Below are 24,597 nucleotides of genomic sequence, written 5' to 3' on the forward strand. Positions count from 1 at the left end.
ATGCACGGACTGTGGACCATGGTCGCGAATGACCTGCGCCAGCGCATCCGGGACAAGTCGGTGTTCATCTTCTCCCTCATCGTCCCGCTCGCCCTCATGGGCGTGCTGAGCCTCGTCTTCGGCGGCCTCGGTGACGACTCCGTGGACCTGAAGCCGGCCACCGTCATCGCCAGCGCGGACGACGCCGGGCCGCTGGGCGCCGCCCTGCTCGGCGCCGTCGATTCACTGGAGATCATGGACGTGACCGTCAGGAAGGTCCCGGCCGGGGAGGTCCGCAGCGAGACCCAGGCCAGCGGCGCAGCGCTCGGCATCATCATCCCCGCCGGTTTCAGCGACGCTGCGCTGTCCGGGCAGCCAGCAGCAGTCCAGCTGGTCGAGGGCAACGGCGCCGCACTGGAGACCGGTGTGCTGGTCTCCGTGGTGCAGGGAATCGTGGACCAGTTCGCCGCGGGAACGGTCACCGCCGCTGCCGGCGGCGCGGCCGGGCTGCCGGACGAGCAGCTCGCAGCACTGGCCCGGGAAGCCGCCGCCGGGCCGCCCCTGCTGACCCTAACCGAGGGGCAGGCCGCCGCCGAGCAGCTCTCCCTCCGCGGCACCCTCGTCGCCGGCCAGGCCGGGCTGTTCCTGATGTTCACGGTCGGTTTCGGTGTGCTGGGCCTGCTGGCCGAACGGGAACAGGGGACCCTGGCCCGCCTGCGGTCGATGCCGGTCACCGGCGGGGCGGTGGTCGCCGCCAAGGCCTGCACCGGTTTCATCCTGGGCGCCGTCGCCACCACCGTTCTGCTCACCGCCGGGTCCCGGCTGTTCGGTGTCTCCTTCGGTTCTCCGCCGGTGGTGGCCGTCCTGGTCCTCAGCGTCGTCACCGCCGCGACGAGCCTTACGTTTGTGGTCGCGCGGCTGGTCCGCACCGCGGAACAGGCCAACGTGGCGCAGTCCATCCTGGCGATGGTGCTGGGCATCGCGGGTGGCGCCTTCTTCCCGGTCCAGGGCACCGGATTCGCCGCAACGCTGCTGGACCTCAACCCGATCGGGGCGTTCATTCGGGGCCTCGGGATCTCCGCCGGCGGCGGAAGCCTGGGGGATGTAGCGGGACCGGTCGCGGTGATGCTGGGCTTCGCGGCGGCCGGCCTGGTCCTGTCCCGGGTCCTACCGAACCGGGGGGCGCAGGCATGAGCGCCGTGGCCGCGATCGCGTTCGTGGAACTGCGGCGGTTCCTGCGCGACAAATCCAACCTCTTTTTCGTCTTCGTCTTCCCCCTGGTGCTGATCCTGCTGCTTGGTTCGCAGTTCGGTGCCGGCAGCGGGCAGGCCAAGGTGGCCATTGCGGGTCCCGGCTCCGCGCTGGCCCAGGCGCTGACCGCGGAACTGGAGTCCGCCGGCATTGAGGTCACCGCCACCGGCGCGGATGCCGCCCAGGCGGACCTCAGCCGCGGACGCACCGACGTCGGATTGTTCCTTGATGACGCCGACGCCAGGGCTTACGACGCCGGTGAGCCGGCGCAGCTCGACGTCGTGATGGCCCCGCAGTCCTCCGGCCAGGCCGTGCTGCAGCAGGTCCGCACCGCCGTGCAGGCGGTGGGGCTGGACCGGAGCCAGCTGGCCGCACTCACCGGCGCCGGGGTCCCTGACGCCCAGGCCGGCGCCGCCCTGGCACAGGCCGCCGCGCAGGTGGCGGTGCCCACCGTGCAGGTGGTGGACACCGACGACGTCGTCCAGGACTTCCAGGGGCTGGGCAAGTTCGACCTCGGCGCGTCCCAGCAGCTGCTGCTTTTCGTCTTCCTGAGCTCGCTCACCGGCGCGGCCACGCTGATCCAGGCCCGGCGCTTCGGTGTGATCGGACGGGTCATGTCCGCCCCGGTGTCCAGCGGCCAGGTGGTGGCCGGGCAGGCGCTGGGCCGGTTCGCCATCGCCTTCGTCCAGGGCGGCTTCATCATGGTGGGCACTGCGCTGCTGTTTGGCGTGGACTGGGGCACCCTGTGGCTGTCGGCCCTGGTTCTGGTGCTGTTCTGCGCCGTCTCCGCCGCCGCGGCGATGATGGTCGGTGCCGTGATGGACAACGACACCGCCGCGTCCGGCGTCGGCGTGGGCGGCGGCCTGGTGCTGGGCGGGCTGGGCGGCTGCATGGTGCCGCCCGAGTTCTTTCCGGCCACCCTGGCCGCAGTCTCCTACGCCACCCCGCACCGCTGGGCCTACGACGCGCTCGCCGACATCCAGCGGCACGGCGGCACCCTGGCCGACATCCTGCCCCAGCTCGGGGTGCTCGCGGGCATGGCCGCAGGGCTGCTCCTGCTGGGGGCCTGGCTCCTGCGGCGGAGCCTCGGCCGGGCCCTGTAACGGCGGTTAGGGGACGCGGACGGATTCGGCCGGCGCCGCTTCCACCAGCGCCGGCGGCGGGTTGTCCTTGGAGATGCCGCCGGCAGCGGCCGGCTTGGACTTCTTCCGGCCCGCCCGGCCGTAGACCAGGTACATCGTCACGCCCGTGATGACCATCAGCAGCACCGTGTAGACAAAGGTGTTGGAGACCCCGTCCACGCCCTCGGCGCCGTCCGTGTTCGCCTTGATCACCAGGCCGAGGGGCTGGAACAGCGGATGGGCCAGGAAGATGGCGGTGTCGTAGTCGTCCAGCATGCTGTTGAAGTTGAGCGCCGTGATGGCCGCCGCGGCCGGCAGGACGATCGGCAGCAGGATCCGGCGGAACACGTACAGCGTCTTGGCACCCATAATCCCGGCAGCTTCTTCCAGCGAGGAGTTGACCGAGGCGAAGGAGGCCTTGAGCATCCGCAGGGTGAAGGGGATCTTGACGGTCACGAAGGCGATCAGCAGGATCACCGTGGTGCCGGTCAGGACGGCGCCGCCCACCAGGGGGTTCGGGTGGTCGTAGCTGAGGATCAGGCCCAGGGCGAGCAGGGCGGAGGGAAGGATCCATGGGATGTGGAGCAGGTACTCCACCGCCGACGTGACCCAGTTGCGGTGCTTCTGCAGGAGCCGGGCCACAAAAAGCAGGCCTCCGACGGCGATCAGCGCGGCCAGCGCGCTGTAGACGATGCTGATGATGAACGGCCGCAGGCCTGAGGGCTGGGTGAGGACACGGACGTAGTTGTCGAGCGTCAGGGCCCCGGGTGAGAGCCGGCCGGTCTGGATCGCGGCGCCGTCGGCAAAGGAATACAGCACGATCAGCACCACGGGCAGCGTGTAGATCGCGAACAGCAGGTACGCCGCGATGTGCACGGCGGCGTTGGCCACCGGGTTGCGGATCTGCTGTTTCTGCAGCCCGGCGGAGACTTTGGACACCGAGAAGTATGTCCCGCCCTTTTCCAGCCTGGTCATTCCCGCCAGCATCAGGATGGTGGCCACGCCGAGGATCACGGCGAGCAGGGCCGCGAGGTCCCTCGACGTCGGGCTGTTGCTGAAGGTGAGAATCATAGGGGTGATGGTCTGAAAGTCCCGGCCGCCCAGGACCTGCGGCGCGCTGAGGGCTCCCAGCCCGGTCAGGAACGAGAGGACGGTGACGGCGAAGAGCGTGGGCTTGAGCATCGGCAGGACAATGCGCCGGAGGATGGTCCAGGTGGACGCCCCCATGTTCCGTGCCGCTTCGATGGTCTGGTAATCCACGCCCTTCAGGGCATTGGTGAGGAACAGCATGTGGTTCGTGGTGGTCGCGAACGTCATGACGGCCAGGACGGCGAAGAAGCCGGAAAACCAGCCGGGATCCATGCCGGGGAACAGGCCCACCAGGAACCCGGTCACGATGCCCTTGTCCCCGTAGATGAACTTGTAGCCCGCCGCCAGCACAATGCCGCCGTAGATGAAGGTGGTGGCGTAACCGAGGAACAGGATCCGTGAGCCGCGGATCCTGAAGTACTGGGTCACCAGCACAATGAAGATCCCCACCACGTTGACGGTGATGGACAAGGCGACGGCCAGGAGGAAACTGTTGCCCAGGGACTTCATGGCCCGCGGGGAGGAGAAGAGCTTTTCGGCGGCGCGGCCGGAGAAGTTTCCGTCCGGGAAGAACGTCTGGATCAGCACATTCGCGTTGGGCCAGACGAGGAACGCCGCGATGAACCAGGTCAGCACGACGCCGGCGACCAGCACCGCGGGGGACCGGAACATGCTCCGGATGCTCCGGCCGTTCGAGCCGGCCGCCGTGCTCACAGGCTGGTCGCTTCCTGCAGCCGGTTGCCGAGCGAGGCGCCTGTTTCCGGGTGGTACTGCAGGACGTGGGAGGGCTTGACGTACACCGTGGCCTGGCTGCCCGTGGCGGGGTGGGTTCCGCCGTCCTCCTTGACCAGCAGCCGGATGTCGGCGCCGTGGCAGCGGACCACGTACCGGCTGTGCAGGCCGTGGTACGTCTTCGAGATGACAGTTCCCTGCACGGGCACGGCCGCGCCGCCCCCGCCCGCGGGGTCCAGGGACGCCTTTTCCACCCGGAGGTAGGAGTTGGCCGCGGGGTCGAGGCCGGAACCGGACTGCCGGTTCAGTTCCTCGACGAATCCGGCGCTCAGCCGTGAACTGTCCCCGATGAAATTGCACACGAACTCAGTGGCCGACTCGTCGTAGATGCTCTGCGGCGTGCCGACCTGCTCCACCACGCCCTTGTTGAAGACGGCCACCCGGTCGCTCATGGCCAGGGCCTCATCCTGGTCATGGGTGACGTAGACCGTGGTGATGCCGAATTCGCTTTGCAGGTCTTTGAGCTGCGCCCGGAGCTGGTGGCGCAGTTTCGCGTCCAGGTTCGAGAGCGGCTCGTCGAGCAGCAGGATCTTGGGCTGCAGCACCAGCGCCCGGGCGACGGCGACGCGCTGCTGCTGCCCGCCGGAGAGTTCCGCCACGTTCTTGCGCAGCTGTTCGTCGGACAGGTCAACCCGGCGGGCGATCTCGCGGACGAGGCGGTCGGTGTCGGCCGCCTTCTCCTTGCGGACGCGGAGGCCGAACGCGATGTTCTCCCACACGCTCATGCTGGGGAACAGCGCGTAGTTCTGGAACACCATGCCCACCTGGCGCTTGTCGCTGGGAAGCCGGGTGACGGCCTTCCCGTCGACGTAGACCTCGCCGGCGGAGGGCTCGATAAAGCCCGCCAGTGTGCGCAGGGCGGTGGTCTTGCCGCAGCCCGATGGCCCCAGCAGCGTAAAGAATTCTCCCGGCTCCACCTGCAAGTCGAGGCCGGGGATGGCGGTGAAATCGCCGAACGTGACCTCGATGTTCTCGAAACGGATCATGGCGGTCAGCTCATGTATTCAAGTTCGATTTTTTCGACCCAGGCGCCCATGTTCTTCTGCACGAAGTTCCAGTCGATGTCCTGTTGCTTGAGCGTGTTGAAGAATTCCACCACCTCGGGCTTGGCCGAGGCCACGGCGGCCTTGTTGACCGGCATCGAGTTGAACTGCTGGGACCATTCACCCTGGACCTGTGCGCTGCCGAACCAGTCGATGAACTTGAGGGCCTCGTCCTGCTTTTTCGTTCCATTGACCAGGGCAACCTGCTCGATGGCCAGCGGCACCCCTACGGACGGCATCACGGTCTCAACATCGACGTTGAACGACTTCTCACGTTCGGGGATGACCGAGGAGGCCATCTGTCCCATGTCCGTCTCGCCCGAGGCGATGCGGGCGAAGAGATCGGTCTTGGCCACGGCGGGGGTGCCGTTCTTGAAGTACTCTTCGATCTGCTTCCAGCCCTCGTCCGAGACGCCCAGATCGCCGCTCTCGTCCTTGTAGCGCGTCAGGATCCCGGCGAAGACCAGCTGTGCGGTTGCCGTGCCGAGGCCGGTGACCCGCTCGTAGCGGGATTTGAACTCGTCCTTGGTCCAGAGGTCGGTCCAGTCCTTGGGGGCCTGGTCCGCGCTGAACTTCTCGGTGTTGTAGCCGAGCAGGATTGCCTGCTGGACCAGCGGCCAGTAGGCCTTGCTGTCGGACTGGTCACCCTTGGCGGTATCGACCTCCGCGGCCCAGGCGGGGGTGAAGGGTGCAATGGCGCCGGCAGCCTTGATCTGCTCGAAGTACATGTTGTTGAGCCCGAAGGCGACGTCCGCGATCGGGTTGTTCTTCTCCGCGATCAGTTTGTTGGTCGCGTCCGCGCCGCCGGCGCCGACGATCTCGATCTTAAAGCCGGCCTCCGCCGCCTTCTTCGTCAGCCATTCCCCACGGCCTTCACCGTTGGAGTTGGTGTACACGACAAGAGTTTCGCCGGAGGGCGGTCCGGACGGGGCGACGGCGGCGGGCCCGGTCACTGCTCCGGACGGTGCGGGGGCTGCGGCGCTTGCGCCGCAGCCGGAAAGGAGGGCGACAGCGACGGCGCCGGCAATCAAAGTTTTCAATCTGCGCACGAGTGGGACTCATTTCTGAACGGGGCCAGGTGGCATTTGTCCGGCCAGCCTATAGCGGACGACACCGGAATCGGCTCTTATGGCTATCAAATTGATAAAATAGCGGTCCTTGGCTCTCGAGTCTGGTGTGTCCGGGTAAACGTTGTGCGCTCCGGGTCCAAACACGGTGTGAACATGGCGGTCCCTGTTCGGTCGGGCCCAGGGACCGGGCGCCGGCCGTAGACTCGGGCCATGGAGGATGTATCGGTTGTCGGCGGCGGCATCGCCGGCCTGGCGCTCGCCGCATGCCTTGACCCGGAGCGCTTTCGGGTGGTCGTCCACGAGCGGCGGGAGGAGCCGCCGCCGGTGGAGACGTCCCTGGCCATGTGGCCGGAAGCCCAGCGCGCACTGGCTCGGGCGGGTATTCTCCCCGGGATCCGGCAGGCCGGCTCAGGGTTTGGCGGCATGGCACTGCGGAACGAGGCCGGCGACGTCCTGCTCTCGGCCCGGCCATCGGGCGTCATTGGCGTGTCCCGCGCGGACCTGCTCAAGCAGCTGGCCGCCGCGCTGCCCGCCGCGGTGGTCCGGGCCTACGGCCCGGTGGCGTCGCTGCCGCTGCCGGGCCTGGTGGTCGGCGCCGACGGGGTGCACAGCATTGTCCGCCGGAGTGTCTGGGGCGGACGCACCAATGCCCGGCTCACGCCCTATCTTGCGCTGCGCGGCGTCATCGACGGGACGGTCCCGCCTGGCGGAGGCGGTGAGTACTGGGGGCACGGTCAATTGTTCGGCATAGCGCCGGCGTCCCGTGGCCGGACCTACTGGTATGCCTCCTACCGGTCGGACCTGGGGCCCGCCGGCGTCGACGTCGACCAGGCACTGGCCATCACCCGTGCGCGATTTTCCCGCCACACTGACGCCATCGACCGTGTCCTGACGGCCGCGGCGCCGGAACAGACGCTGGCCCAAAGGGTCTGGACAGTGCCATATCCGGGCAGCTACCAGCGGGACGGTGCGGTGTTGGTGGGGGATGCGGCACACGGCATGACACCGAATCTGGGGCGCGGTGCCTGCGAGGCGCTGGTCGACGCGGTAACACTCGCCGATCTCCTCAATACCCGGCCGCTCCCGGACGCCCTCCGGTCCTACAACCGGCGGAGACTGCTGCGCAGCCAGGTATTGCGCGTGGCTTCGTCCGCCATGGCGCGGCTGGCGCTCGCGGAAAAGGGCCAGCCGCTGCGCGACGGCATACTGCGGCTGGCCCACAAGCCAGGGGCCGCTGCCGCCGCCGAACGCTGATGCAGCTCAGGCCATGGCGGTGTGCGCGGCGCTGTGCGAGTCGATGGACTTCGCGTAGCAGTAGGAGTGTTCCAGCCCGATGTACGGTCCAAAGTTCGGCACCGGCGTGAAGCCGGAGTTCTGGTAGAACTGCCGGCCGTCCGTCTGCACCGAGCCGGCCTCCGCCGTGATGGACGTGATGCCCATGGCATGGGCGTGCCCCTCCAGGGCCGCGAGGATGAAACTGGCCACCCCGGAGCCGCGCATGTACGGGAGCACGTAGAGCCGTTTGATCTCGGCGGTCTTGGCATCAAGGAGGCGCAGGCCGCCGCAACCCACGGGCTGCCCGGACGCCTTGTCATGCGCCACGAGGAACACCGCCGTGTCAGCTCCCGACGGCGGGGTCCCGGGTTCATGGTCGCTGGTGCCAAAGCGGGCGTCGAGTTCGGCCTGCTGGGCGGCGCGGAGGTCCGCGCCCACAGGGTTGGCCCAGGTGACCTGACGGATGTTGAGCCGCGGGTTGGTCTGCATGGCTGCCTCGCTTCGCCGAAGGGTTATGCGGATTAAGGCTAGGCAGCGCCGGTTTCGGCTGTGTTTCCTGCGCGTAAGGGTTCGGAGAACTCGGCTACGCCGTGCCGCCGGTGGGGTCCTCCGCCGTCGGATCCGCCAGCGCCAGGCCGCCCACGGGACTGCCGTCCCAGTGGATAAGCCGCCAGCCGGCGTCGGGATCCCCTTCCAGCGCCACGATCCCGGTGTTGGCGAGGACGTGGCGTGCCGCGAAGTCCGCTTCCACGTTGCCGGCCCGCAGCCCCGTCCAGACGCGGATCGCGGCCCCGTGGCTGACCACAGCCACCGTCCCGGCGTTCCCGGCGGCGGCGGCGATCCGCGCGATCGATGCGTCGTAGCGCTCGAAGAAGTCGTGCCCGCTGGGCCCGGCCGGCATCCTGCGGTGCAGCTCCCCGGCCGCCCAGCCGAACACCGTGCCGAGGTAGCGGAGGTGCGATTCCTTGTCAGTGAGCTTCTCCAGCGAGCCGGCTTCGATCTCGTGCAGGCCCTCCAGCACCTCGACCGTCAGGCTGCGCGCGGAGGCCAGCGGCGCGGCCGTGATCTGCGTGCGGATCAGGGTGGACGCGTAGAGGAGGTCGACCTGCTCATTCGCCAGCGACCGTGCCAGCGCGGCGGCCTGCCGCTCACCGAGTTCGGTCAGTCCGGGGCCCGGGTGCGCGGTGTCCAGCTGGCCAAGGACGTTGCCCGGCGTCTGGCCGTGGCGGATGAGCAGGAGCCTCATGCGAGGTGGTCCACCAGCTTGTCCGCGATGCCGGTGTACGTGCCGGGGGTCAGCGCCAGCAGGCGGGTCTCGGCGGCCGGGGACAGGCCCAGGCTCTGGACGAACTCCTGCATCCTGGCCGCGTCGACGCGCTGCCCGCGGGTCAGGTCCTTGAGCCGCTCGTACGGGTTTTCCATGCCCTCGACGCCGGCGATCGCCTCCGCGCGCATCACCATCTGGATGGCTTCGCCCAGGACTTCCCAGTTGGTGTCCAGGTCCCCGGCGAGCACGTCTTCGGCCACCTTCAGGCGCTCCAGGCCCTTCGCGACGTTGGAGATGGCGAGCAGCGAGTGGCCGAAGGCGACGCCGATGTTGCGCTGTGAGGAGGAATCGGTGAGGTCGCGCTGCCAGCGGGAGGTGACCAGGGTGGAGCCCAGGACGTCCAGGAGCCCGGAGGAGATCTCCAGGTTGGCCTCGGCGTTTTCGAAGCGGATGGGGTTGACCTTGTGCGGCATGGTGGAGGAGCCGGTGGCGCCGGCGACCGGGATCTGCACGAAATAGCCGATCGAGATGTAGCTCCAGATGTCCGTGCAGACGTTGTGCAGGATCCGGTTGAACCGCGCGACGTCGGCGTACAGCTCGGCCTGCCAGTCGTGGCTTTCGATCTGAGTGGTCAGCGGGTTCCACGTGAGTCCCAGGCCCTCCACGAAGCTCTGGGAGACCTGCTGCCAGTCAGCGCCGGGGACGGAGGCCACGTGGGCGGCGTAGGTGCCGGTGGCGCCGTTGATCTTGCCGAGGTATTCGGTCCGGGCGATGCGGTCCAGCTGGCGGCCCAGGCGGTGCGCGATCACGGCCAGTTCCTTGCCGAGGGTGGTGGGCGTAGCCGGCTGGCCGTGCGTGCGGGAGAGCATGGGCACGGCCCGGTTTGCCTCCGCCATGGCGCTGATCTGCGCGACGAGCTTGCGGGCGGCAGGGAGCCAGACGTCCTCCACGGCGCCCTTGATGCCCAGGGCGTAGGAGAGGTTGTTAATGTCCTCGGAGGTGCAGCCGAAGTGCACCATGGCGGTCAGGCGCTCAATGCCGATGCCGGGCAGGCGCCTGCCGATGTAGTACTCGACGGCTTTGACGTCGTGGACCGTGACGGCTTCGATGTCCGCCAGCTCGGCCACCGAGGCGGCGTCGAACTCGGTGACGATGGCGCGCAGCTTGTCCTGCTGCTCGGCGGTGAGCGGTCCGGCTCCGGGCAGCACGTTGTTGCCGGTCAGGTGGATCAGCCATTCAACCTCGACGGCGACCCGGTCGCGGTTGAGCGCGGCCTCCGAGAGGTAATCGACCAGCGGCGCGACGGCGGACTGGTACCGGCCGTCCAGCGGGCCGAGCGCGATCTGTTGCGGGGACGCGGCAAGGGCCAGGCGTCCGGACGGCGTGCGGGTATCAGCTGTGGCGGCAGTTTCAGGCATGTTCCTGATTCTTTCACGAAGTCCCGCCCGGCCTTAAGTGCGCCGATCCATGTGACTGCTGCCGGCCACAACGCCGGGATTGTCCACATGGGAGCACGGGGAGCTTCAGCGCGGCCCGCGCGGTGCCTAGCGTCGGGGGTATGAGCGGCAGCATCAGCTCCAGCCCTACCAATGGCAACCCGACCAATGGCAGCCCGTCCGCCGGCGTCCTCTGGGCGGGCGACGCCGCGGCCTGTGCCTCGCGCGGCTACGAGGTCCAGCAGCTGGCCGCCCGGGTGGCTTCCTCCGCCGACCAGGCCGACGCCGCACTGGCCCGGCTGTCCGGCGTGGAGATGGGGACCTGGGAGTCCCCGGCAGGCAGGGCCTACCGGACGGCGCTGTCCCTCCAGGCCGCCTCCCTGCGGCGCAGCCGGACAGCCCTGCAGGAGGCAACCGCCGCCGTGCTCAGGCACGCCCAGGCCGTGATGCTGTCCGCCGGGCGGACGGGCTGATGGCGGAAGCGGCGCCGTCCAGCTCCGGGGCAGCTCCCGTCCCGGCCGCGCCCGAGGACGGGATGCTGCGGGTCCGCGGCGGGGTGGGCGGGCTCAGCTTCCAGTTCGAGGAGCTGCTGGCCGGAGCGGCGGCCCTCGACGGGATCGTGCGGGACCTCGAGTCGGTGGAAGCGGAAGCAGAAGCGGTGCGCATCGCCCTGGTGTCCTACCTGCACGACTCCTACGCCAGCGGCAGCACCGCGATCACGGCCGTCGGGGAGGCTGCCCGGGACCTCCGCCGGGTCCGGACGGAGCTGGAGCGCCTCGGCAGCGACGTCCGGGCGAGCCACCGGGAGTACCAGTCCGCGGAGGCCCGGAACACCCTCCTCCTGCGGATAGGCCTGACCGGCCCGGCCTACGGACCCCTGTGGGGGCTGCTCGGCCTGCCGCCGGTGACCCTGCGCGACACCGTGGAGGACATGGCCGGCTCGGTGCCGGCAGCGCTGGCGCTGCTCCTTGGCCTGCCCGTCGGCCGTCTCCCGGGCGGGGAACCGGCCGTCGGGGCGCGCGACACAGTCCGCGGACTGGCGGACGCACCCGGCCTCGAGTTCCTGCGGCCCCGGCCGGTCCGGATCGCCGGCAGGGACACCCGGGTGGAGGAGGCCGACGTCTCACCGGCGGGGCTGCTGCTGCGGGCCGAAGCCCTCGGCGCGAACCCCGGGTCCGTTGAGGTTCTCCGGCTGGGGGAGCCCGGCAGTCGGGCCTGGGTGGTGGTGGTCCCCGGAACGCAGCTGGACGGGCTCCCGCAGGGCACAAACCCTTTTGACGCCGGCGGCATTGCCGAGGGCCTGGGGTTCGGGTCGGCCGAGACCGCCGCCGCCATACGGCAGGCGCTGGTGGAAGCCGGCGCCGAGGCGGGCGACCAGGTGGCCGCCGTCGGGTACAGCCAGGGCGGCATCCACGCGATGAACCTGGCCCGCGACAAGGCGTTCCTGGCCGACTACAGGCTGAAGTTCGTGCTCACCGCCGGCTCTCCGGTGGGGTCGATCGAGCCCGCGGGCGGCATCCGCAGCCTGCATCTGGAGCATGAAGCGGACTGGGTGCCCGGTGCGGACGGGGCGCCCGGGCCCGACACCAAGGACCGCGTGACCGTCACGTTGACCGGTCCCATCCCGGGGCCGGAGTGGCTGGAGCCGGGCCTGGGCCCGGGCCACGCCATGACCCGCTACGCCGCCGGCGCCCGCGACGTCGCCGCCAGCCGGGATCCGTCGCTGGAGGCATCCACCGCAGCGCTCGCAGCCGTGGTCGGCGCCGGCGGGACAGCGACGGTGACCCGGTTCTCCTTGCGCAGGGACCCCCTGCCGCCCCAGCGAATGGCTTCGGCGCAGGGGCCGGCGGTCAGCGGTCCAGGGCGGGAAGGAAGCTCGCGACGAGGGACACGGCGCTGATGATCAGGGCGGCGAAGACCGCAGTCCAGAAAAAGCTGTCGATGGTGAACTGGACGGTGGTGTAGCTGCTGATCCAGGACGTCAGGTACAGCATTCCGGCATTGATCACAATCGTAAACAGCCCCAGGGTGAGGATGGTGATCGGCAGGGACAGCAGCATGACGATCGGCTTGACGAAGGCATTGACGAGGCCGAAGACCAGGCCGATGAAGAGATACCCCAGGATCAGGCTGAGAGTGCCGTTGTCCGACGTGGTGATATCCAGGCCGGTAAGGATCCAGCACGCGATGGCCAGGGCCAGCGCGTTGACGATGACTCGTACGATGAATGAGCGCATGGGCCCATGCTGTCACAGGGCCGGGGGCCGGCGGCAGGGACCATATCCCCCTCTTGGGGCGGACTCCTGCGGCGGGACCCGAAGTAGGCTGGTGGGCATGACTTCATCAGAGAACCCGGCCGGAGGTATCAGGCCCCGCCCGGTGGTAGACCTCCTTCCCCGTTACGCGGCCGGCAAACCGCCGGTCCCCGTCGAGGGGCTGGCCAGCTACAAGCTTTCCTCCAATGAAAACCCGCTCCCGCCGATCCCTGCAGTGCAGCAGGCCATCGCGGCGCAGACCGACTTCAACCGCTACCCGGACCCGCTCAGCAGCAAGCTGCGGGAAAAGCTGGCCGGCTTCCTGGACGTGCCCGCCGAGGACATCGTCACCGGTGCCGGCAGCCTGGGCGCACTCAACCAGCTGCTCACCACGTTCGCGGGGCAGAACGACGACGGCAAGCCCGACGAGGTCATCTACGCGTGGCGCTCCTTCGAGGCGTACCCGATCTGCGTCGGCCTGGCCGGCGCCGAGAGCGTCCGGATCCCGCTGACCGCCGAGGGTCGCCACGACCTCGACGCCATGGCCCAGGCGGTGAGCGCGCGCACCCGGATGATCCTCCTGTGCACGCCCAACAACCCCACCGGCCCGATCCTCACCACCGAGGAAACCGAGCGCTTCATCCAGCAGGTACCGGCGGATGTCGTGGTGGTCATCGATGAGGCCTACCAGGAGTTCGTCCGCGACGAGCACGCCGTCGACGGCATCGAGATGTACCGGAAGTACCCGAACGTGGTGGTGCTGCGCACCTTCTCCAAGGCCCATGGCCTCGCCGGCCTGCGGGTCGGCTACAGCGTGTCGCGCCCCGAGCTCACGCAGCACCTGCGGGTCGCCGCAACCCCCTTCGCCGTCTCGCAGATCGCCGAAACCGCCGCAGTGGCATCGCTGGAGCATTTTGACGATGTTGTAGAAAGGGTACAAAGCCTGGTGGACGAACGGGAGCGGGTCATGGCTGGGCTCCGGGAGCTCGGCTGGTTCGTTCCGGAGGCGCAGGGCAACTTCGTCTGGCTCGATCTGGGCGCCAACAGCACGGAATTCGCCGCCCTGGCAGCGGAGCGGGCCCTCTCCGTACGGGCATTCGCCAACGAGGGCGTGCGGGTGAGCATCGGAGAAGTGGAGGCCAACACCCGCTTCCTGGAACTCTGTGCAATCTATACAAAACCCCCGCAGCGTTCCTAGCGCTTAACATGACGGCCGCGGCCGACCTGCTGCCGCTAGAGTAATGACGAGTAAGCCACCAACATATGCCGGACCCGGAATGTATTCCTGGTCCGGCATATGTCCCAGCGATCGCGGCGCATTCGGATGCGGCAGGCAAGGAGACGGTATGGGCGCCACACATCTGCCCTCTACCGAGTTCGACGGAACCGGCATTGAAGACCGGCTCGAGGCGGAAGCCGAAGCGCGCCTGGGCGATCCTGCCGACCCCATGGTCCAGCTTCTTGCGCCGGACGGGACTCTCGGCTCCGATCCGGTGTTCTCGGAATACGCCGAACGGCTCGACGCGGACAAACTCCGCGGCTTCTACGCCGACATGGCGAAAATCCGACGGTTCGACGTCGAGGCAACAGCCCTGCAGCGGCAGGGCCAGCTGGCACTGTGGGTACCCCTCACCGGGCAAGAGGCCGCCCAGATCGGCTCCGGCCGGGCCAGCCAGCCGCAGGACTACATTTTCCCCACCTACCGCGAGCACGGTGTGGCGCTGACCCGCAACGTGGACCTTGCCGAGCTGCTGCGCCAGTTCCGCGGCGTCTCCAACGGCGGCTGGAACCCCAAAGACACCAACTTCCACCTGTACACGCTGGTCCTCGCCGCCCAGACCCCGCATGCGGTGGGCTACGCGATGGGCATCCAGCGCGACCAGAAGTTGGCGGCCTCAGCCGCCGCCGCGGCGGGAAACACCGGGCCGGCAGCGGAGCCCCAGGCTGCCGTGATGGTCTACTTCGGCGACGGCGCCAGCTCCGAAGGCGACGTGCACGAGTCCATGGTGTTCGCCTCCTCCTACAAGGCGCCGGTGGTGTTCTTCTGCCAGAACAACCACTGGGCCATCTCGGTCCCCACCGCCGTGCAGACCCGTATCCCGCTGGCCAACCGGGCCAAGGGCTACGGCTTCCCGGGCATCCGGGTGGACGGCAACGACGTGATCGCTGTCCATGCCGTCACCGAGTGGGCCCTGGAACGCGCCCGCCGGGGCGAGGGCCCCGTGCTGATCGAGGCCTTCACCTACCGGGTGGGGGCGCATACCACCGCCGACGATCCCACGAAGTACCGGGAGTCCAGCGAGGAAGAGCACTGGCGGGCCAAGGATCCGCTGGTGCGCCTGGAGACCTACCTGCGCGCCCAGGGGCTGGCCGACGATGCCTTCTTCGAGCAGGTCAGGGCCGACGGCGACGAACTGGCCGCCTACGTCCGCAAGACCACCCACGACCTGGAGACGCCGGACATCCGGACGGCCTTCGCCAACACCTACGTGGAGGCCCACCCGCTGGTGGCCGAGGAGCTGGCCTGGTTCGAGGAATACAGTGCGGGATTCGCCGACGAGGCAGAAGGTGCGGCCAACTGATGACCACCATGACCATTGCCAAGGCCATCAACGAGGGCCTGCGCGCCACACTGGCCAACAACCCGCGCTCACTGCTGATGGGCGAGGACATCGGGCCCCTCGGCGGCGTCTACCGGGTCACCGACGGACTCTTCGCCGAATTCGGCGCTGACCGCGTGGTGGACACCCCGCTGGCGGAGTCCGGCATCATCGGCACCGCAATCGGCCTGTCCCTGCGCGGCTACCTCCCGATCTGCGAGATCCAGTTCGACGGCTTCGTGTTCCCGGGCTTCAACCAGATCACCACGCAGCTGGCCAAGATGCACTCCCGCAGCAACGGCAACCTGACCGTCCCGGTGGTCATCCGCATCCCGTACGGCGGCGGCATCGGCTCGATCGAGCACCACTCGGAATCCCCGGAGGCGCTGTTCGCCCACACGGCCGGGCTGCGCATCATTACCCCGTCCAATCCGCACGACGCCTACTGGATGATCCAGCAGGCCGTGGAGTGCCAGGACCCTGTGATCGTCTTCGAACCGAAGCGCCGCTACTGGCTCAAGGGCGACGTGGACACCGCAGCCCCCGGGCCTTCCGCTGACCCGTTCAAGGCACACGTGCTCCGCGAGGGAACGGACGCCACCGTGGTGGTTTACGGTCCGCTGGTGCCGGTGGCCCTGGCGGCCGCCAACGCCGCCGCCGAGGACGGCCACAGCGTCGAGGTGATTGACCTGCGGTCCATCTCGCCGATCGACTTCGACACCGTCACGGAATCCGTCACGAAGACGGGCCGGCTGGTGGTGGCCCACGAGGCCCCCACCTTCGGCGGCATCGGCGGCGAGATCGCTGCCCGGATCAGCGAGCGGGCGTTCCACTCGCTCGAGGCCCCCGTCATCCGCGTCGGCGGCTTCCACATGCCCTACCCGGTGGCCAAGGTGGAGGAAGACTACCTCCCGGACATCGACCGCATCCTCGAGGCGCTGGACCGCGCCTTCTCCTACTAGCGAGGACACCATGACTCTCCACAAGTTCAACCTCCCGGACGTGGGCGAAGGGCTGACCGAGGCCGAGATCGTTGCCTGGAACGTCAAGCCCGGAGACACCGTGGCCATCAACGATGTCCTGTGCGAAATCGAGACCGCCAAATCCCTCGTGGAGCTGCCGTCCCCGTTCGCCGGAACCGTCACCGAACTGCTCGTCCCGGTGGGCCGGACGGTCGACGTCGGGACCCCCATCATCAGCGTGAGCGACACCGCCGGCCCAGAGACAGCTCCCGAGGCAGCCCCTGCGGCTGCCCCGGCGGCGCCGATGTACGGAAAGCTGGAGCACGGAAAGCTGGAGCACGGAAATCTGGCGGAGGAAGCCTCCGACGCCGGAGAGCCGGCCGGACGCCCGGCCGGCGGTCCCCTGGTGGGCTCCGGTCCCAAGGCCGACGCCGTCAAACGCCGCCGGCGCGTGGCCGCTTCGGCGGCAAGGCCGCCGGAGGCAGCTGGCACGGCGGCAGCAAGCCCGGCGGCAGCAAGCCCTGCGGCAGCAACCCCCGCCGCGGCGCCCGCAGCCGGGCAGGAGGCGGTGGAGGCCCACGACATCTGGATCAGCCCGGACGCCGTCGCCCACGCGGACCGCCCGTCCGCCCCGGCGGCCGGTCCCGCCGTCGACCAGCGGCCCACCCTCGGCGGCGCCATCAGCGGCCTGGTCAGCAAGGTCCTGGCCAAGCCCCCGGTACGCAAGATCGCGCGGGACCTCGGCATTGACCTTGCCGACGTCACCCCCACCGGGGCCCGCGGCGAAGTGACCCGCGAGGACCTCGTCAGCTACCAGGCGCAGCGCGATGCCGAGGTGGACAAGGCGGACACCTTCTGGGGCAAGACCGGCCGGCCGCAGGAGCAGCGGATCGAGCGGATCCCGGTCAAGGGCGTCCGCAAGGCCACAGCCCGGGCCATGGTGGAGTCGGCTTTTGCGGCCCCGCACGTGAGCATCTTCGTCGACGTCGACGCCAGCCGGACCATGGAGTTTGTCAAGCGGCTCAAGGCCTCCCGCGACTTCGAGGGCATCAAGGTCTCCCCGCTGCTGATCCTGGCCAAGGCCGTCATCTGGGCCGCGGCCCGCAACCCCAGCGTCAACGCCACCTGGGTGGACAACCCGGACGGCAGCGACACCGCCGAGATCCATATCAAGCACTTCATGAACCTCGGCATCGCCGCCGCCACGCCGCGTGGCCTGATGGTCCCGAACATCAAGAACGCCCAGGACCTCTCGCTCAAGGAGCTGGCCCTGGCCCTGAATGACCTGGCCACCACCGCCCGCGCCGGCAAGACCCAGCCTGCGCAGATGCAGGGCGGCACGCTGACCGTCACCAACATCGGCGCCCTCGGGATCGACACCGGCACGCCGATCATCAACCCCGGCGAGGTCGCGATCGTGGCCTTTGGCACCATCAAGCAGAAGCCCTGGGTCCTCGACGGCGAAGTGATTCCCCGCTGGATCACCACCCTGGGCGGGTCCTTCGACCACCGGGTGGTGGACGGTGACCTCTCGGCGCGCTTTATGGCCGACGTCGCCTCGATCCTGGAAGAGCCGGCGCTGCTCCTGGACTGAGGCGGGATGCTGCCCGGCCAGGGCGGAGCGCGGGTCCGGCCGGTCCGGCGGCCAGATCCCGGAGTGGCCTAGATCCCGAAGTAGGCCTATGTCCCGGAGTAAGCAGAGAGCAGCTGCGTCATGCCCGGTTCTCCGCTGAGCCCGGCCAGGGCGACGGCGGCGGCGACCATCACGCCGGCGAAGCCGGTGGTGCAGGCGGTCGCCACGGCAAAGAACTTCCAGTCCTCGCGCAGGACGCTCCGCACGGTTGCGGGCATGGGGAGCCCGGGGGTGATCAGGTTGGGCGCGCTGTCCACGGAGCCGTCGTCGAGATACGCGACGACGCGGCCGGCCTGGCGGTCGACGCGCATGGTGCTGATGTGGTTGCCGTGCCGGGCGAGCAGAATGTCGTGGCCTACGAGCTGGCGGCGCTGAAGAGTGAGCATCAAGGTCCCCTGGGGTGTCGAGAATGGCGGTGTCGAAAATGGCGGAGCCGACGCCGTTGGGGGCACCTCAATTTTATCGCCGGGGCAGGCGCCGGCCGGGCCGGAATCCCCGTGAGGCTGCCCACGGGGCGGGGTGACGCGCGTCAAGGCCGGTCCTGTCCAGGACGGGCGGGCAGCACTAGAGTGGCACCAGCCGCCGCCGGTTTGGCGGACGCGGATCAAAGGAGATGTTGCGTGTTTTCCAGCCCGTACCCCGATGTGGACATTCCCGATGCCAGCCTCTACGACTACCTCTTTGGCGACCTGGCGGAGGCGGACCTGGACCGGACCGCCGTCGTCGACGGCACCAGCGGAGCCGAAACCAGCTACCGGACGCTGGTGCAGCAGATCGACGCCGTGGCCGGTGCCGTCGCGGCGCAAGGGCTGGGCGTCGGCAGCGTGGCGGCGCTCCTGTGCCCCAACATCCCGGCCTTCGCGGTGGTGTTCCACGGGCTGCTGCGGGCCGGAGCCACCGTCACCACCGTCAACTCGCTGTACACGGCGGACGAGGTTGCCCACCAGCTCGCCGACGCCGGCGCGGAGTGGATGTTCACCGTCTCCGCCCTGCTCCCCGCTGCCCGGCAGGCCGCAGCCGACGCCGGGATCCCGGCCGGCCGGCTGGTGGTCCTCGACGGCGCCGACGGCCATCCCTCGCTGCGGGACCTGCTCAGCGCGGGCGCCCCGGCGCCGCACGTCAGCTTCGATCCGGCCACCCACGTGGCCGTCCTGCCCTACTCCTCCGGGACCACCGGCCGGCCCAAGGGCGTCCGGCTCAGCCACCGGAACCTCGTGGCGAACGCAGAGCAGTCCCGCGGGCTGCTCCAGGTGTCGGCCGAGGACCGGCTGCTGGCACTGCTGCCGTTCTTCCACATCTACGGCCTGACGGTGCTGCTGAACCTCGCCCTGCGCCAGCGGGCCTGCCTCGTCACCATGCCGAAGTTCGACCTGGCCGAGTTCCTGCGCATCATCCAGGACCACAAGTGCAGCTACCTGTTCATTGCCCCGCCGGTGGCAGTGGCCCTGACCAAGCACCCGATGGTGGCCGACTACGACCTCAGCTCCGTGCACACCACCCTGTCCGGAGCAGCGCCGCTCGACGGCGAACTGGGGAACAGGCTTGCCGAGCGCCTCGGCTGCCGGGTCCTGCAGGGCTACGGCATGACCGAGATGAGTCCCGTGTCCCACCTGATCCCGGTGGACGCCACGGGCGTTCCGGTGAGCTCTGTGGGCTACACGGTCCCGAACATGGAGTGCCGGCTGCTGGATCCCGCCACCGGGGACGACATCGAGGTCCCGGCCGAGGGCACCAGCGCCCCCGGCCACCTGCTCTGCCGGGGGCCGAACGTGATGCTGGGTTACCTCAACCGGCCCGAGGAGACGGCGGACACCCTGGACGCCGACGGGTTCCTGCACACCGGCGACATCGCCACCGTGACCGCCGACGGCGTCGTCACGATCGTGGACCGGCTCAAGGAGCTGATCAAGTACAAGGGCTACCAGATTGCCCCCGCGGAGCTGGAGGCGCTGCTCCTGACGCATCCCGGCATCGCGGATGCGGCAGTGATCGGAACGCCCGACGCCGACGGCCAGGAAGTGCCGATGGCGTTTGTGGTGCGACAGCCCGGGGACGACGGCGACCGGCTGGACGAGGCCGCGGTGATGGACTACGTGGCGGCCCGGGTGGCGCCGTTCAAGAAGATCCGCCGGGTGGAGTTCCTGGAGGCCGTGCCGAAGTCCTCTTCCGGCAAGATCCTCCGGAGGAAGCTGAAGACGGCAGGGGCGGCCGCGGGGTAGACGCGTCACCGGTGCGCCCCGCGGGGCGCACCGGTGACGGTGCCGTCTGATGCGTTTTAGTCGGCCGCGTCAGTCTTGGCGATGTACACGTCGCAAGGGGCGCTGTGGGCCACGGAATTGGCAACGCTGCCCAGCACCCGCCCCAGCCCCTGCATCCGCCGGTTCCCGACAACGATCAGTTGGGCGCCGGACCGCGTCGCCTCAGCCACGAGGGCCTCCGCCGGCTTGCCGCGGGCGGCGGCGTAGGTGACATTCAGCGACGACGTGCGCAGGCTGTCCGCGACGCTCCGCGCAACCTTCTCCGCGTTCCCCGCATCGGAAACAATCCACTTGTCACTGCCGCTGCCGAAGACCTCGGTCCGGTCGCTGTCGAACGCGCTGACCACGTGCAGCGTGGCTCCGAGCGACACCGCCAGGTCACGGGCGGTCTCTGCCGCTTTCAGGGCGGTCCCGCTGCCGTCAACGCCGACAACAATAATTCCGGTCATAAAATGCTCCTTCGAATCAACGGACTGCTGGCCATGCCAATGACTCAGGCTACAGCGCGTCGATGGCTTCCCGCAGGACCGGCGCCAGCCGCCGGACACCCTCGCGGATGGACTCCGGCGGGACGGCGCTGAACGCCAGCCGGATCTTGTTCGAAGGATCATCGGAGTGCGTGAACGCCGCACCGGGGATGAAGACCACCCCGGCCTCGATGGCCTTCTTCAGCAGCGGGTAGGTGTCCACGCCCTCGGGGAGGGTGACCCAGACGAAGAAGCCGCCCTCCGGCCGGGTCCACTCCAGGCCCGGCGGCATGTACTCCTCAAGGGCGGCCAGCATGGCGTCGCAGCGTTCCTTGTACAGGCCCCGGTAGGTCGCGATCTGGCCCTTCCAGTCGTAGTCGCGGAGGTAGGCCGAGACCAGCATCTGGTTGAGCGTCGGCGGGCACAGGGTCACGGCCTCGGACGCCAGGTAGTAGCGGCGCTGGAGGTGCGCCGGGACCAGTGCCCAGCCGATCCGCAGACCGGGCGCAAAGATCTTGGAGAAGGACCCCATGTAGATCACATCGTCCGGATTGTCGGCCCGGAGCGGGGTCAGCGGCTTTCCGTCGAAGCGGAGCAGCCCGTACGGGTTGTCCTCCAGCACCAGAATATTCGCCCGGCGGCATATATCCACGACCTGCTGCCGGCGCTCCACGGACAGCGTGATGCCGGAGGGGTTGTTGAAGCTGGGGATGGTGTACAGGAACTTGATGTTCTTTCCTGCGGTCTGCAGGGCGGCGATCCGGGCCTCGAGCAGGTCGGGGACGATGCCGTCGCCGTCCATGGGTACGGTTTCGACCTCCACCTGGTAGGCCTCGAAGGTGTTGAGGGCCCCGACGTAGGTGGGATCCTCGACGAGCACCACGTCGCCCGGGTTGCAGAAGACCTTGGTGGCCACGTCCTGCGCGGACTGCGAGCCCGCCGTGATGATCACGTTCTCCGGCTTGGCGTCGAGGATGCCCTCCGCGGCCATCACTTCGCAGATCTGGGTGCGGAGTTCCTCGGTACCCTGCCCTCCGCCATACTGCAGGGCCGTCATGCCCTGCTCGGCGATGATCCTGGCGGCGGTCTGGCCGAGCCGTTCCAGCGGCAGGGACTGGAGGTACGGGCTGCCCCCGGCCAGCGAGATGAGGCCCGGGCGCATCGAGATGTCGAAGACATCGCGGACTGCCGACTGCTTGATATTTGCTGCGCGCTCCGAGAACAGGTCCTCGTGGCGGTGGGCGGACGTAGCCGCACGTTCGATTGCGTCAATTGCCTCGGCCGGAAGTACTTCTGCGGCGGCATCAAGTGTTTCGTGGGTCACATCTCCCAGAATACAGCCCGTGTTGCCGCATAGGAAACGTTTGTTTTCAATTGATCGAAGGGCCACGCGGCACAACGCCCCCGCCGCAAAGCGGCGGGGGCGTTCGGGGAACCTGTGTGCGGCGGCCGGTCAGGCCGCTGCTGCGCGGGAGCCTTCGAGTGCGTCGAAGACGCCCTTGATCTGCTCCACTACCTCGGCGTCGTCCTTCGGGTGGGTCTCGGCGAAGCGGACCATGGAGCCCGGGACGGCCAGCTTGACGTCCTCCAGGACCTGGGCGCCGGCGATCCCGACGGCCTTGCGGGCCTCATCCTGGGCCCACACTCCGCCGAACTGGCCAAAGGCGGTGCCGACGACGGCGGTCGGCTTGCCGTTCAGGGCGCCTGCGCCGAAGGGGCGGGACAGCCAGTCGATGGCGTTCTTGAGCGCGGCGGGAACGGTGCCGTTGTGCTCCGGGGTGACCAGGAGCAGCGTGTCGGCGTTCTCGGCCGCGGTGCGCAGGGCGGCTGCGGCGGCCGGAACCTGGCCCTCGACGTCGATGTCCTCGTTGTAGAACGGGATGTTGCCGAGGCTGTCGTGGATGACCACGTCGACGTGCTCCGGGGCGTTGAGCTGGATGGCCTCGGCGAGCTGGGCGTTGGTGGAGCCGGTGCGCAGGCTGCCGACGAGGGTCAGTACGGTGTTCTTGGTCATTGGGGACTCCTGGGGGTCGTGCCGCAGGGGCTCCTGCGGCGGGCGGTGCATGGCGGCTTTGCCAGCCTTCAGGAGTGTAAACGGACTGCGGTCCGCTTCTATTCCCCCGTTCCATTTCCCCGCGTCTAGACTGGGCGGTGTGAGCCTGATCCCCATCCGCACGGGCCTGGAGCCTGAACGCCGCGACGCCGCCCGGAACCGCGAGCTGCTGCTCCGCGCGGCCCGTGACCTCATTGAGGAATGCGGGGCGGACGGCCTCACCATGGGCGCCCTGGCGCAGCGGGCCGGCGTCGGCAAGGGCACGGTCTTCCGGCGCTTCGGCAGCCGTGCAGGCCTGATGATGGCGCTGCTGAGCGATGCCGAGGCGGAATTCCAGGGCCGCTTTATGTTCGGCCCGCCCCCGCTGGGCCCGGGCGCGCCCGCGCTGGAGCGGCTGATCGCTTTTGGGGTGGAGCGCATTGCCTGGGTGCTGGAGTTCGGCGAGCTGGCGCGGGCCGCGGACGTATCGGCCTACAACCGCTATGACGTGCCGGCGGCCGTGCTCTGGCACCGCCACCTGGAGATGCTGCTGCGGCAAGCGGGTGTCACGGCCGACCCCTGGCTGATGGCCACCTCGCTGAGCGCCGTCCTCGAGCCCGAGCGGATCCTGCATGCCGTCCGCGTGCACCAGATCGACCCGGAGCGCCTCTGCGCCTCCTGGCGCGAGCTCGTCTCGCGCGTTGCGCGCGGAGCGTAGGCCGCCGCCCGCGGCGCCCCGTCCGGCCTAGTCCATTCCCCTGATTTATTCATAACGATCTGATACCTGACTCGCGGAATGCCCACCTTGGGGGCATTCCGCGGGCCAAAGCATGTGATAGTTTCCTCTGGAATGTGACCCGCAACATAGTCCACAAGGACTTGCCGACAGGCCCGCGGGGGGCCAGATACCCGCTGGCGCAGATCCCGGATCGGCAACGGTAACCCCCTGCCGCACGGGGACTACGGAAGGATCAAGTCGTGAATCTTGTCAATAATCCTGCGCGCGGCGGGGATGGAAAGACCTGTCCGGCAGCGGCAGGCCCCGCGCAGGCACCGGCAATCCGGAACTAGGCCTCCCCAATGCTCCGATACCTCGCCAAGCGTGCCGCCACGTATGCGTTCATGATCTTCCTGACCACCACCGCCGGGTACTTCCTGGCCGTCAACACCCTGAAGCCGGCGCTGCTGGAACAGGAGCGGATCCCGCGGCCCACCCCCGAGCAGGTGGCAAACTCCTTCCGCCTCAAAGGCCTCGACCCCGAGCTCAGCCCGTGGGAACGCTACGTCGAATGGCTCACCGCGATCGTCACCCGCTGGGACTGGGGGCGCAGCCCCAACGGAGCCTTCATCAACGCCGAGTTCGGCGACCGGGTCTGGATCTCCACCCGGCTGTTCCTGGCCTCCATCATCCTGACCCTGATCATCGGCGTCGCCCTGGGTGTCTACACCGCGGCCCGGCAGTACAAGGCCTCGGACCGGGTCATCACCTCCTACAGCTACCTCGTCTACATCGTGCCCGCCCCGATTGCGTACTTCCTGGTCCAGCTTGGCGCCATCAACATCAACGAAACGGTCGGCGAACGCATCTTCTTCGTCACCGGCATCTCCACCCCGGGGCTGGAAGGCGACGGCTGGGCACAGTTCGTCGACATGCTGGCCCACTACGCCGTGCCCACCTTCGCCATCACCATTGTGGGCTGGGGCGCCTACCAGATCGCCCAGCGCCAGTACCTGCTGGACAACGTCAATGCCGACTTTGTCCGGACCGCACGGGCCAAGGGGCTCACCCGCAACCAGGCGATCAGCCGGCACGCGCTGCGCGTGTCCTTCATCCCGGTGGCGCAGAGCATCGCCTTCACCATCCCCGCCATCTTCGCCGGCGGTTTCTTCGCCGAGAAAATCTTCGCCTGGCACGGCGTCGGCTCCTGGAGCATCGACGCGATCGCCCTGCAGGACGTCAATGCCGCGACGGCGACCCTCGCCTACGGCTCCGTGATCTTCGCGATCGGTGCGATCCTCGCGGACTTTGCCACCACGCTGGTCGACCCGAGAGTGCGGGTGCAGTAG

At 68.8% G+C, this 24,597-nt stretch carries 23 protein-coding genes; 12 read left to right on the top strand and 11 right to left on the bottom strand.

What is annotated here, in order from left to right:
* Both AR539_RS01920 and AR539_RS01925 read left to right on the top strand, forming a co-directional pair.
* Positions 1-1,173, top strand: coding sequence for an ABC transporter permease (locus tag AR539_RS01920; RefSeq protein ID WP_231728459.1), 1,173 nt, complete (start codon positions 1-3; stop codon positions 1,171-1,173).
* Complete coding sequence (locus AR539_RS01925; protein ID WP_066432022.1) at positions 1,170-2,333, top strand: ABC transporter permease; 1,164 nt, start codon at positions 1,170-1,172, stop codon at positions 2,331-2,333. Before AR539_RS01920 ends, AR539_RS01925 begins: the two co-directional genes overlap by 4 nt.
* Before the next feature lie 6 nt (positions 2,334-2,339).
* On the opposite strand, the gene AR539_RS01930 is transcribed toward AR539_RS01925, so the two are convergent.
* From AR539_RS01930 to AR539_RS01940, 3 genes are read right to left on the bottom strand one after another with little or no spacing between them, the layout of a single operon-like run.
* Entirely contained in the window at positions 2,340-4,112 is a 1,773-nt protein-coding gene (locus AR539_RS01930) for an ABC transporter permease (protein ID WP_066432123.1), read from the bottom strand.
* A 38-nt stretch (positions 4,113-4,150) separates the two neighbouring features.
* Complete coding sequence (locus tag AR539_RS01935; RefSeq protein WP_066432024.1) at positions 4,151-5,218, bottom strand: ABC transporter ATP-binding protein; 1,068 nt, start codon at positions 5,216-5,218, stop codon at positions 4,151-4,153.
* A 5-nt stretch (positions 5,219-5,223) separates the two neighbouring features.
* The gene (locus AR539_RS01940) at positions 5,224-6,324 is read right to left on the bottom strand and encodes an extracellular solute-binding protein (RefSeq protein ID WP_066432027.1); all 1,101 of its coding nucleotides are present in this window, start codon (positions 6,322-6,324) and stop codon (positions 5,224-5,226) included.
* Positions 6,325-6,555: 231 nt separating this feature from the next.
* On the opposite strand from AR539_RS01940, the gene AR539_RS01945 reads away from it, so the two are divergent.
* A complete protein-coding gene (locus AR539_RS01945) occupies positions 6,556-7,599 on the top strand; it encodes an FAD-dependent monooxygenase (protein WP_066432030.1) in 1,044 nt (347 codons plus the stop codon).
* 6 nt (positions 7,600-7,605) lie between these two features.
* On the opposite strand, the gene AR539_RS01950 is transcribed toward AR539_RS01945, so the two are convergent.
* The 3 genes from AR539_RS01950 to purB form a co-directional block, all read right to left on the bottom strand.
* Complete coding sequence (locus AR539_RS01950) at positions 7,606-8,109, bottom strand: GNAT family N-acetyltransferase (RefSeq protein WP_066432032.1); 504 nt, start codon at positions 8,107-8,109, stop codon at positions 7,606-7,608.
* A 94-nt stretch (positions 8,110-8,203) separates the two neighbouring features.
* The gene (locus AR539_RS01955) at positions 8,204-8,866 is read right to left on the bottom strand and encodes a histidine phosphatase family protein (protein WP_066432035.1); all 663 of its coding nucleotides are present in this window, start codon (positions 8,864-8,866) and stop codon (positions 8,204-8,206) included.
* A complete protein-coding gene (purB, locus tag AR539_RS01960) occupies positions 8,863-10,305 on the bottom strand; it encodes an adenylosuccinate lyase (RefSeq protein ID WP_066432037.1) in 1,443 nt (480 codons plus the stop codon). Before purB ends, AR539_RS01955 begins: the two co-directional genes overlap by 4 nt.
* A gap of 140 nt (positions 10,306-10,445) precedes the next feature.
* Between purB and AR539_RS01965 the strand changes: the two genes are divergently transcribed.
* Together AR539_RS01965 and AR539_RS01970 are read left to right on the top strand one after the other, a co-directional pair.
* Complete coding sequence (locus AR539_RS01965; protein ID WP_157360903.1) at positions 10,446-10,796, top strand: hypothetical protein; 351 nt, start codon at positions 10,446-10,448, stop codon at positions 10,794-10,796.
* The gene (locus AR539_RS01970) at positions 10,796-12,223 is read left to right on the top strand and encodes a hypothetical protein (RefSeq protein WP_066432041.1); all 1,428 of its coding nucleotides are present in this window, start codon (positions 10,796-10,798) and stop codon (positions 12,221-12,223) included. The genes AR539_RS01965 and AR539_RS01970 overlap by 1 nt, the downstream gene beginning before the upstream one ends.
* Here AR539_RS01970 and AR539_RS01975 read toward each other — a convergent pair.
* Positions 12,174-12,560, bottom strand: a complete 387-nt coding sequence (locus tag AR539_RS01975; protein WP_066432043.1) for a phage holin family protein — start codon at positions 12,558-12,560, stop codon at positions 12,174-12,176. The two genes, AR539_RS01970 and AR539_RS01975, sit on opposite strands and share 50 nt — an antisense overlap.
* A gap of 97 nt (positions 12,561-12,657) precedes the next feature.
* On the opposite strand from AR539_RS01975, the gene hisC reads away from it, so the two are divergent.
* The 4 genes from hisC to AR539_RS01995 all read left to right on the top strand — a co-directional run bounded on the left by hisC (position 12,658) and on the right by AR539_RS01995 (position 17,734).
* Entirely contained in the window at positions 12,658-13,776 is a 1,119-nt protein-coding gene (hisC, locus tag AR539_RS01980; protein WP_197410527.1) for a histidinol-phosphate transaminase, read from the top strand.
* 148 nt (positions 13,777-13,924) lie between these two features.
* Positions 13,925-15,160, top strand: a complete 1,236-nt coding sequence (gene pdhA / locus AR539_RS01985) for a pyruvate dehydrogenase (acetyl-transferring) E1 component subunit alpha (RefSeq protein WP_066432045.1) — start codon at positions 13,925-13,927, stop codon at positions 15,158-15,160.
* A complete protein-coding gene (locus AR539_RS01990; protein ID WP_066432046.1) occupies positions 15,160-16,140 on the top strand; it encodes an alpha-ketoacid dehydrogenase subunit beta in 981 nt (326 codons plus the stop codon). The genes pdhA and AR539_RS01990 overlap by 1 nt, the downstream gene beginning before the upstream one ends.
* A 10-nt stretch (positions 16,141-16,150) precedes the next feature.
* The gene (locus AR539_RS01995; RefSeq protein ID WP_066432047.1) at positions 16,151-17,734 is read left to right on the top strand and encodes a dihydrolipoamide acetyltransferase family protein; all 1,584 of its coding nucleotides are present in this window, start codon (positions 16,151-16,153) and stop codon (positions 17,732-17,734) included.
* Between the two features lie 86 nt (positions 17,735-17,820).
* Here the strand turns inward: AR539_RS01995 and AR539_RS02000 are convergent, their stop codons facing one another.
* Positions 17,821-18,159: a hypothetical protein gene (locus AR539_RS02000; RefSeq protein WP_066432051.1), complete on the bottom strand. Its 339-nt coding sequence runs from the start codon at positions 18,157-18,159 to the stop codon at positions 17,821-17,823.
* A gap of 234 nt (positions 18,160-18,393) precedes the next feature.
* Here AR539_RS02000 and AR539_RS02005 point away from each other — a divergent pair, with 234 nt between their 5' ends.
* The gene (locus AR539_RS02005) at positions 18,394-19,992 is read left to right on the top strand and encodes an AMP-binding protein (protein ID WP_066432054.1); all 1,599 of its coding nucleotides are present in this window, start codon (positions 18,394-18,396) and stop codon (positions 19,990-19,992) included.
* A gap of 56 nt (positions 19,993-20,048) precedes the next feature.
* Here AR539_RS02005 and AR539_RS02010 read toward each other — a convergent pair whose 3' ends face one another.
* The 3 genes from AR539_RS02010 to AR539_RS02020 all read right to left on the bottom strand — a co-directional run bounded on the left by AR539_RS02010 (position 20,049) and on the right by AR539_RS02020 (position 22,512).
* Positions 20,049-20,480, bottom strand: coding sequence for a universal stress protein (locus AR539_RS02010; protein WP_066432056.1), 432 nt, complete (start codon positions 20,478-20,480; stop codon positions 20,049-20,051).
* A 49-nt stretch (positions 20,481-20,529) separates the two neighbouring features.
* The gene (locus AR539_RS02015; RefSeq protein ID WP_066432060.1) at positions 20,530-21,822 is read right to left on the bottom strand and encodes an aminotransferase-like domain-containing protein; all 1,293 of its coding nucleotides are present in this window, start codon (positions 21,820-21,822) and stop codon (positions 20,530-20,532) included.
* Positions 21,823-21,951: 129 nt separating this feature from the next.
* Positions 21,952-22,512 (bottom strand): NAD(P)H-dependent oxidoreductase, encoded by a 561-nt coding sequence (locus AR539_RS02020; RefSeq protein WP_066432062.1) that lies wholly within the window; start codon positions 22,510-22,512, stop codon positions 21,952-21,954.
* 139 nt (positions 22,513-22,651) lie between these two features.
* Here AR539_RS02020 and AR539_RS02025 point away from each other — a divergent pair, with 139 nt between their 5' ends.
* Together AR539_RS02025 and AR539_RS02030 are read left to right on the top strand one after the other, a co-directional pair.
* Positions 22,652-23,248 carry a TetR/AcrR family transcriptional regulator gene (locus AR539_RS02025; RefSeq protein WP_066432064.1) on the top strand — a complete coding sequence of 199 codons (597 nt, stop codon included), beginning with the start codon at positions 22,652-22,654 and terminating at the stop codon, positions 23,246-23,248.
* Between the two features lie 362 nt (positions 23,249-23,610).
* Positions 23,611-24,597, top strand: a complete 987-nt coding sequence (locus tag AR539_RS02030) for an ABC transporter permease (RefSeq protein ID WP_066432066.1) — start codon at positions 23,611-23,613, stop codon at positions 24,595-24,597.

The sequence above is a fragment of the Arthrobacter sp. EPSL27 genome, assembly GCF_001512305.1.
Lineage (GTDB): Bacteria > Actinomycetota > Actinomycetes > Actinomycetales > Micrococcaceae > Arthrobacter.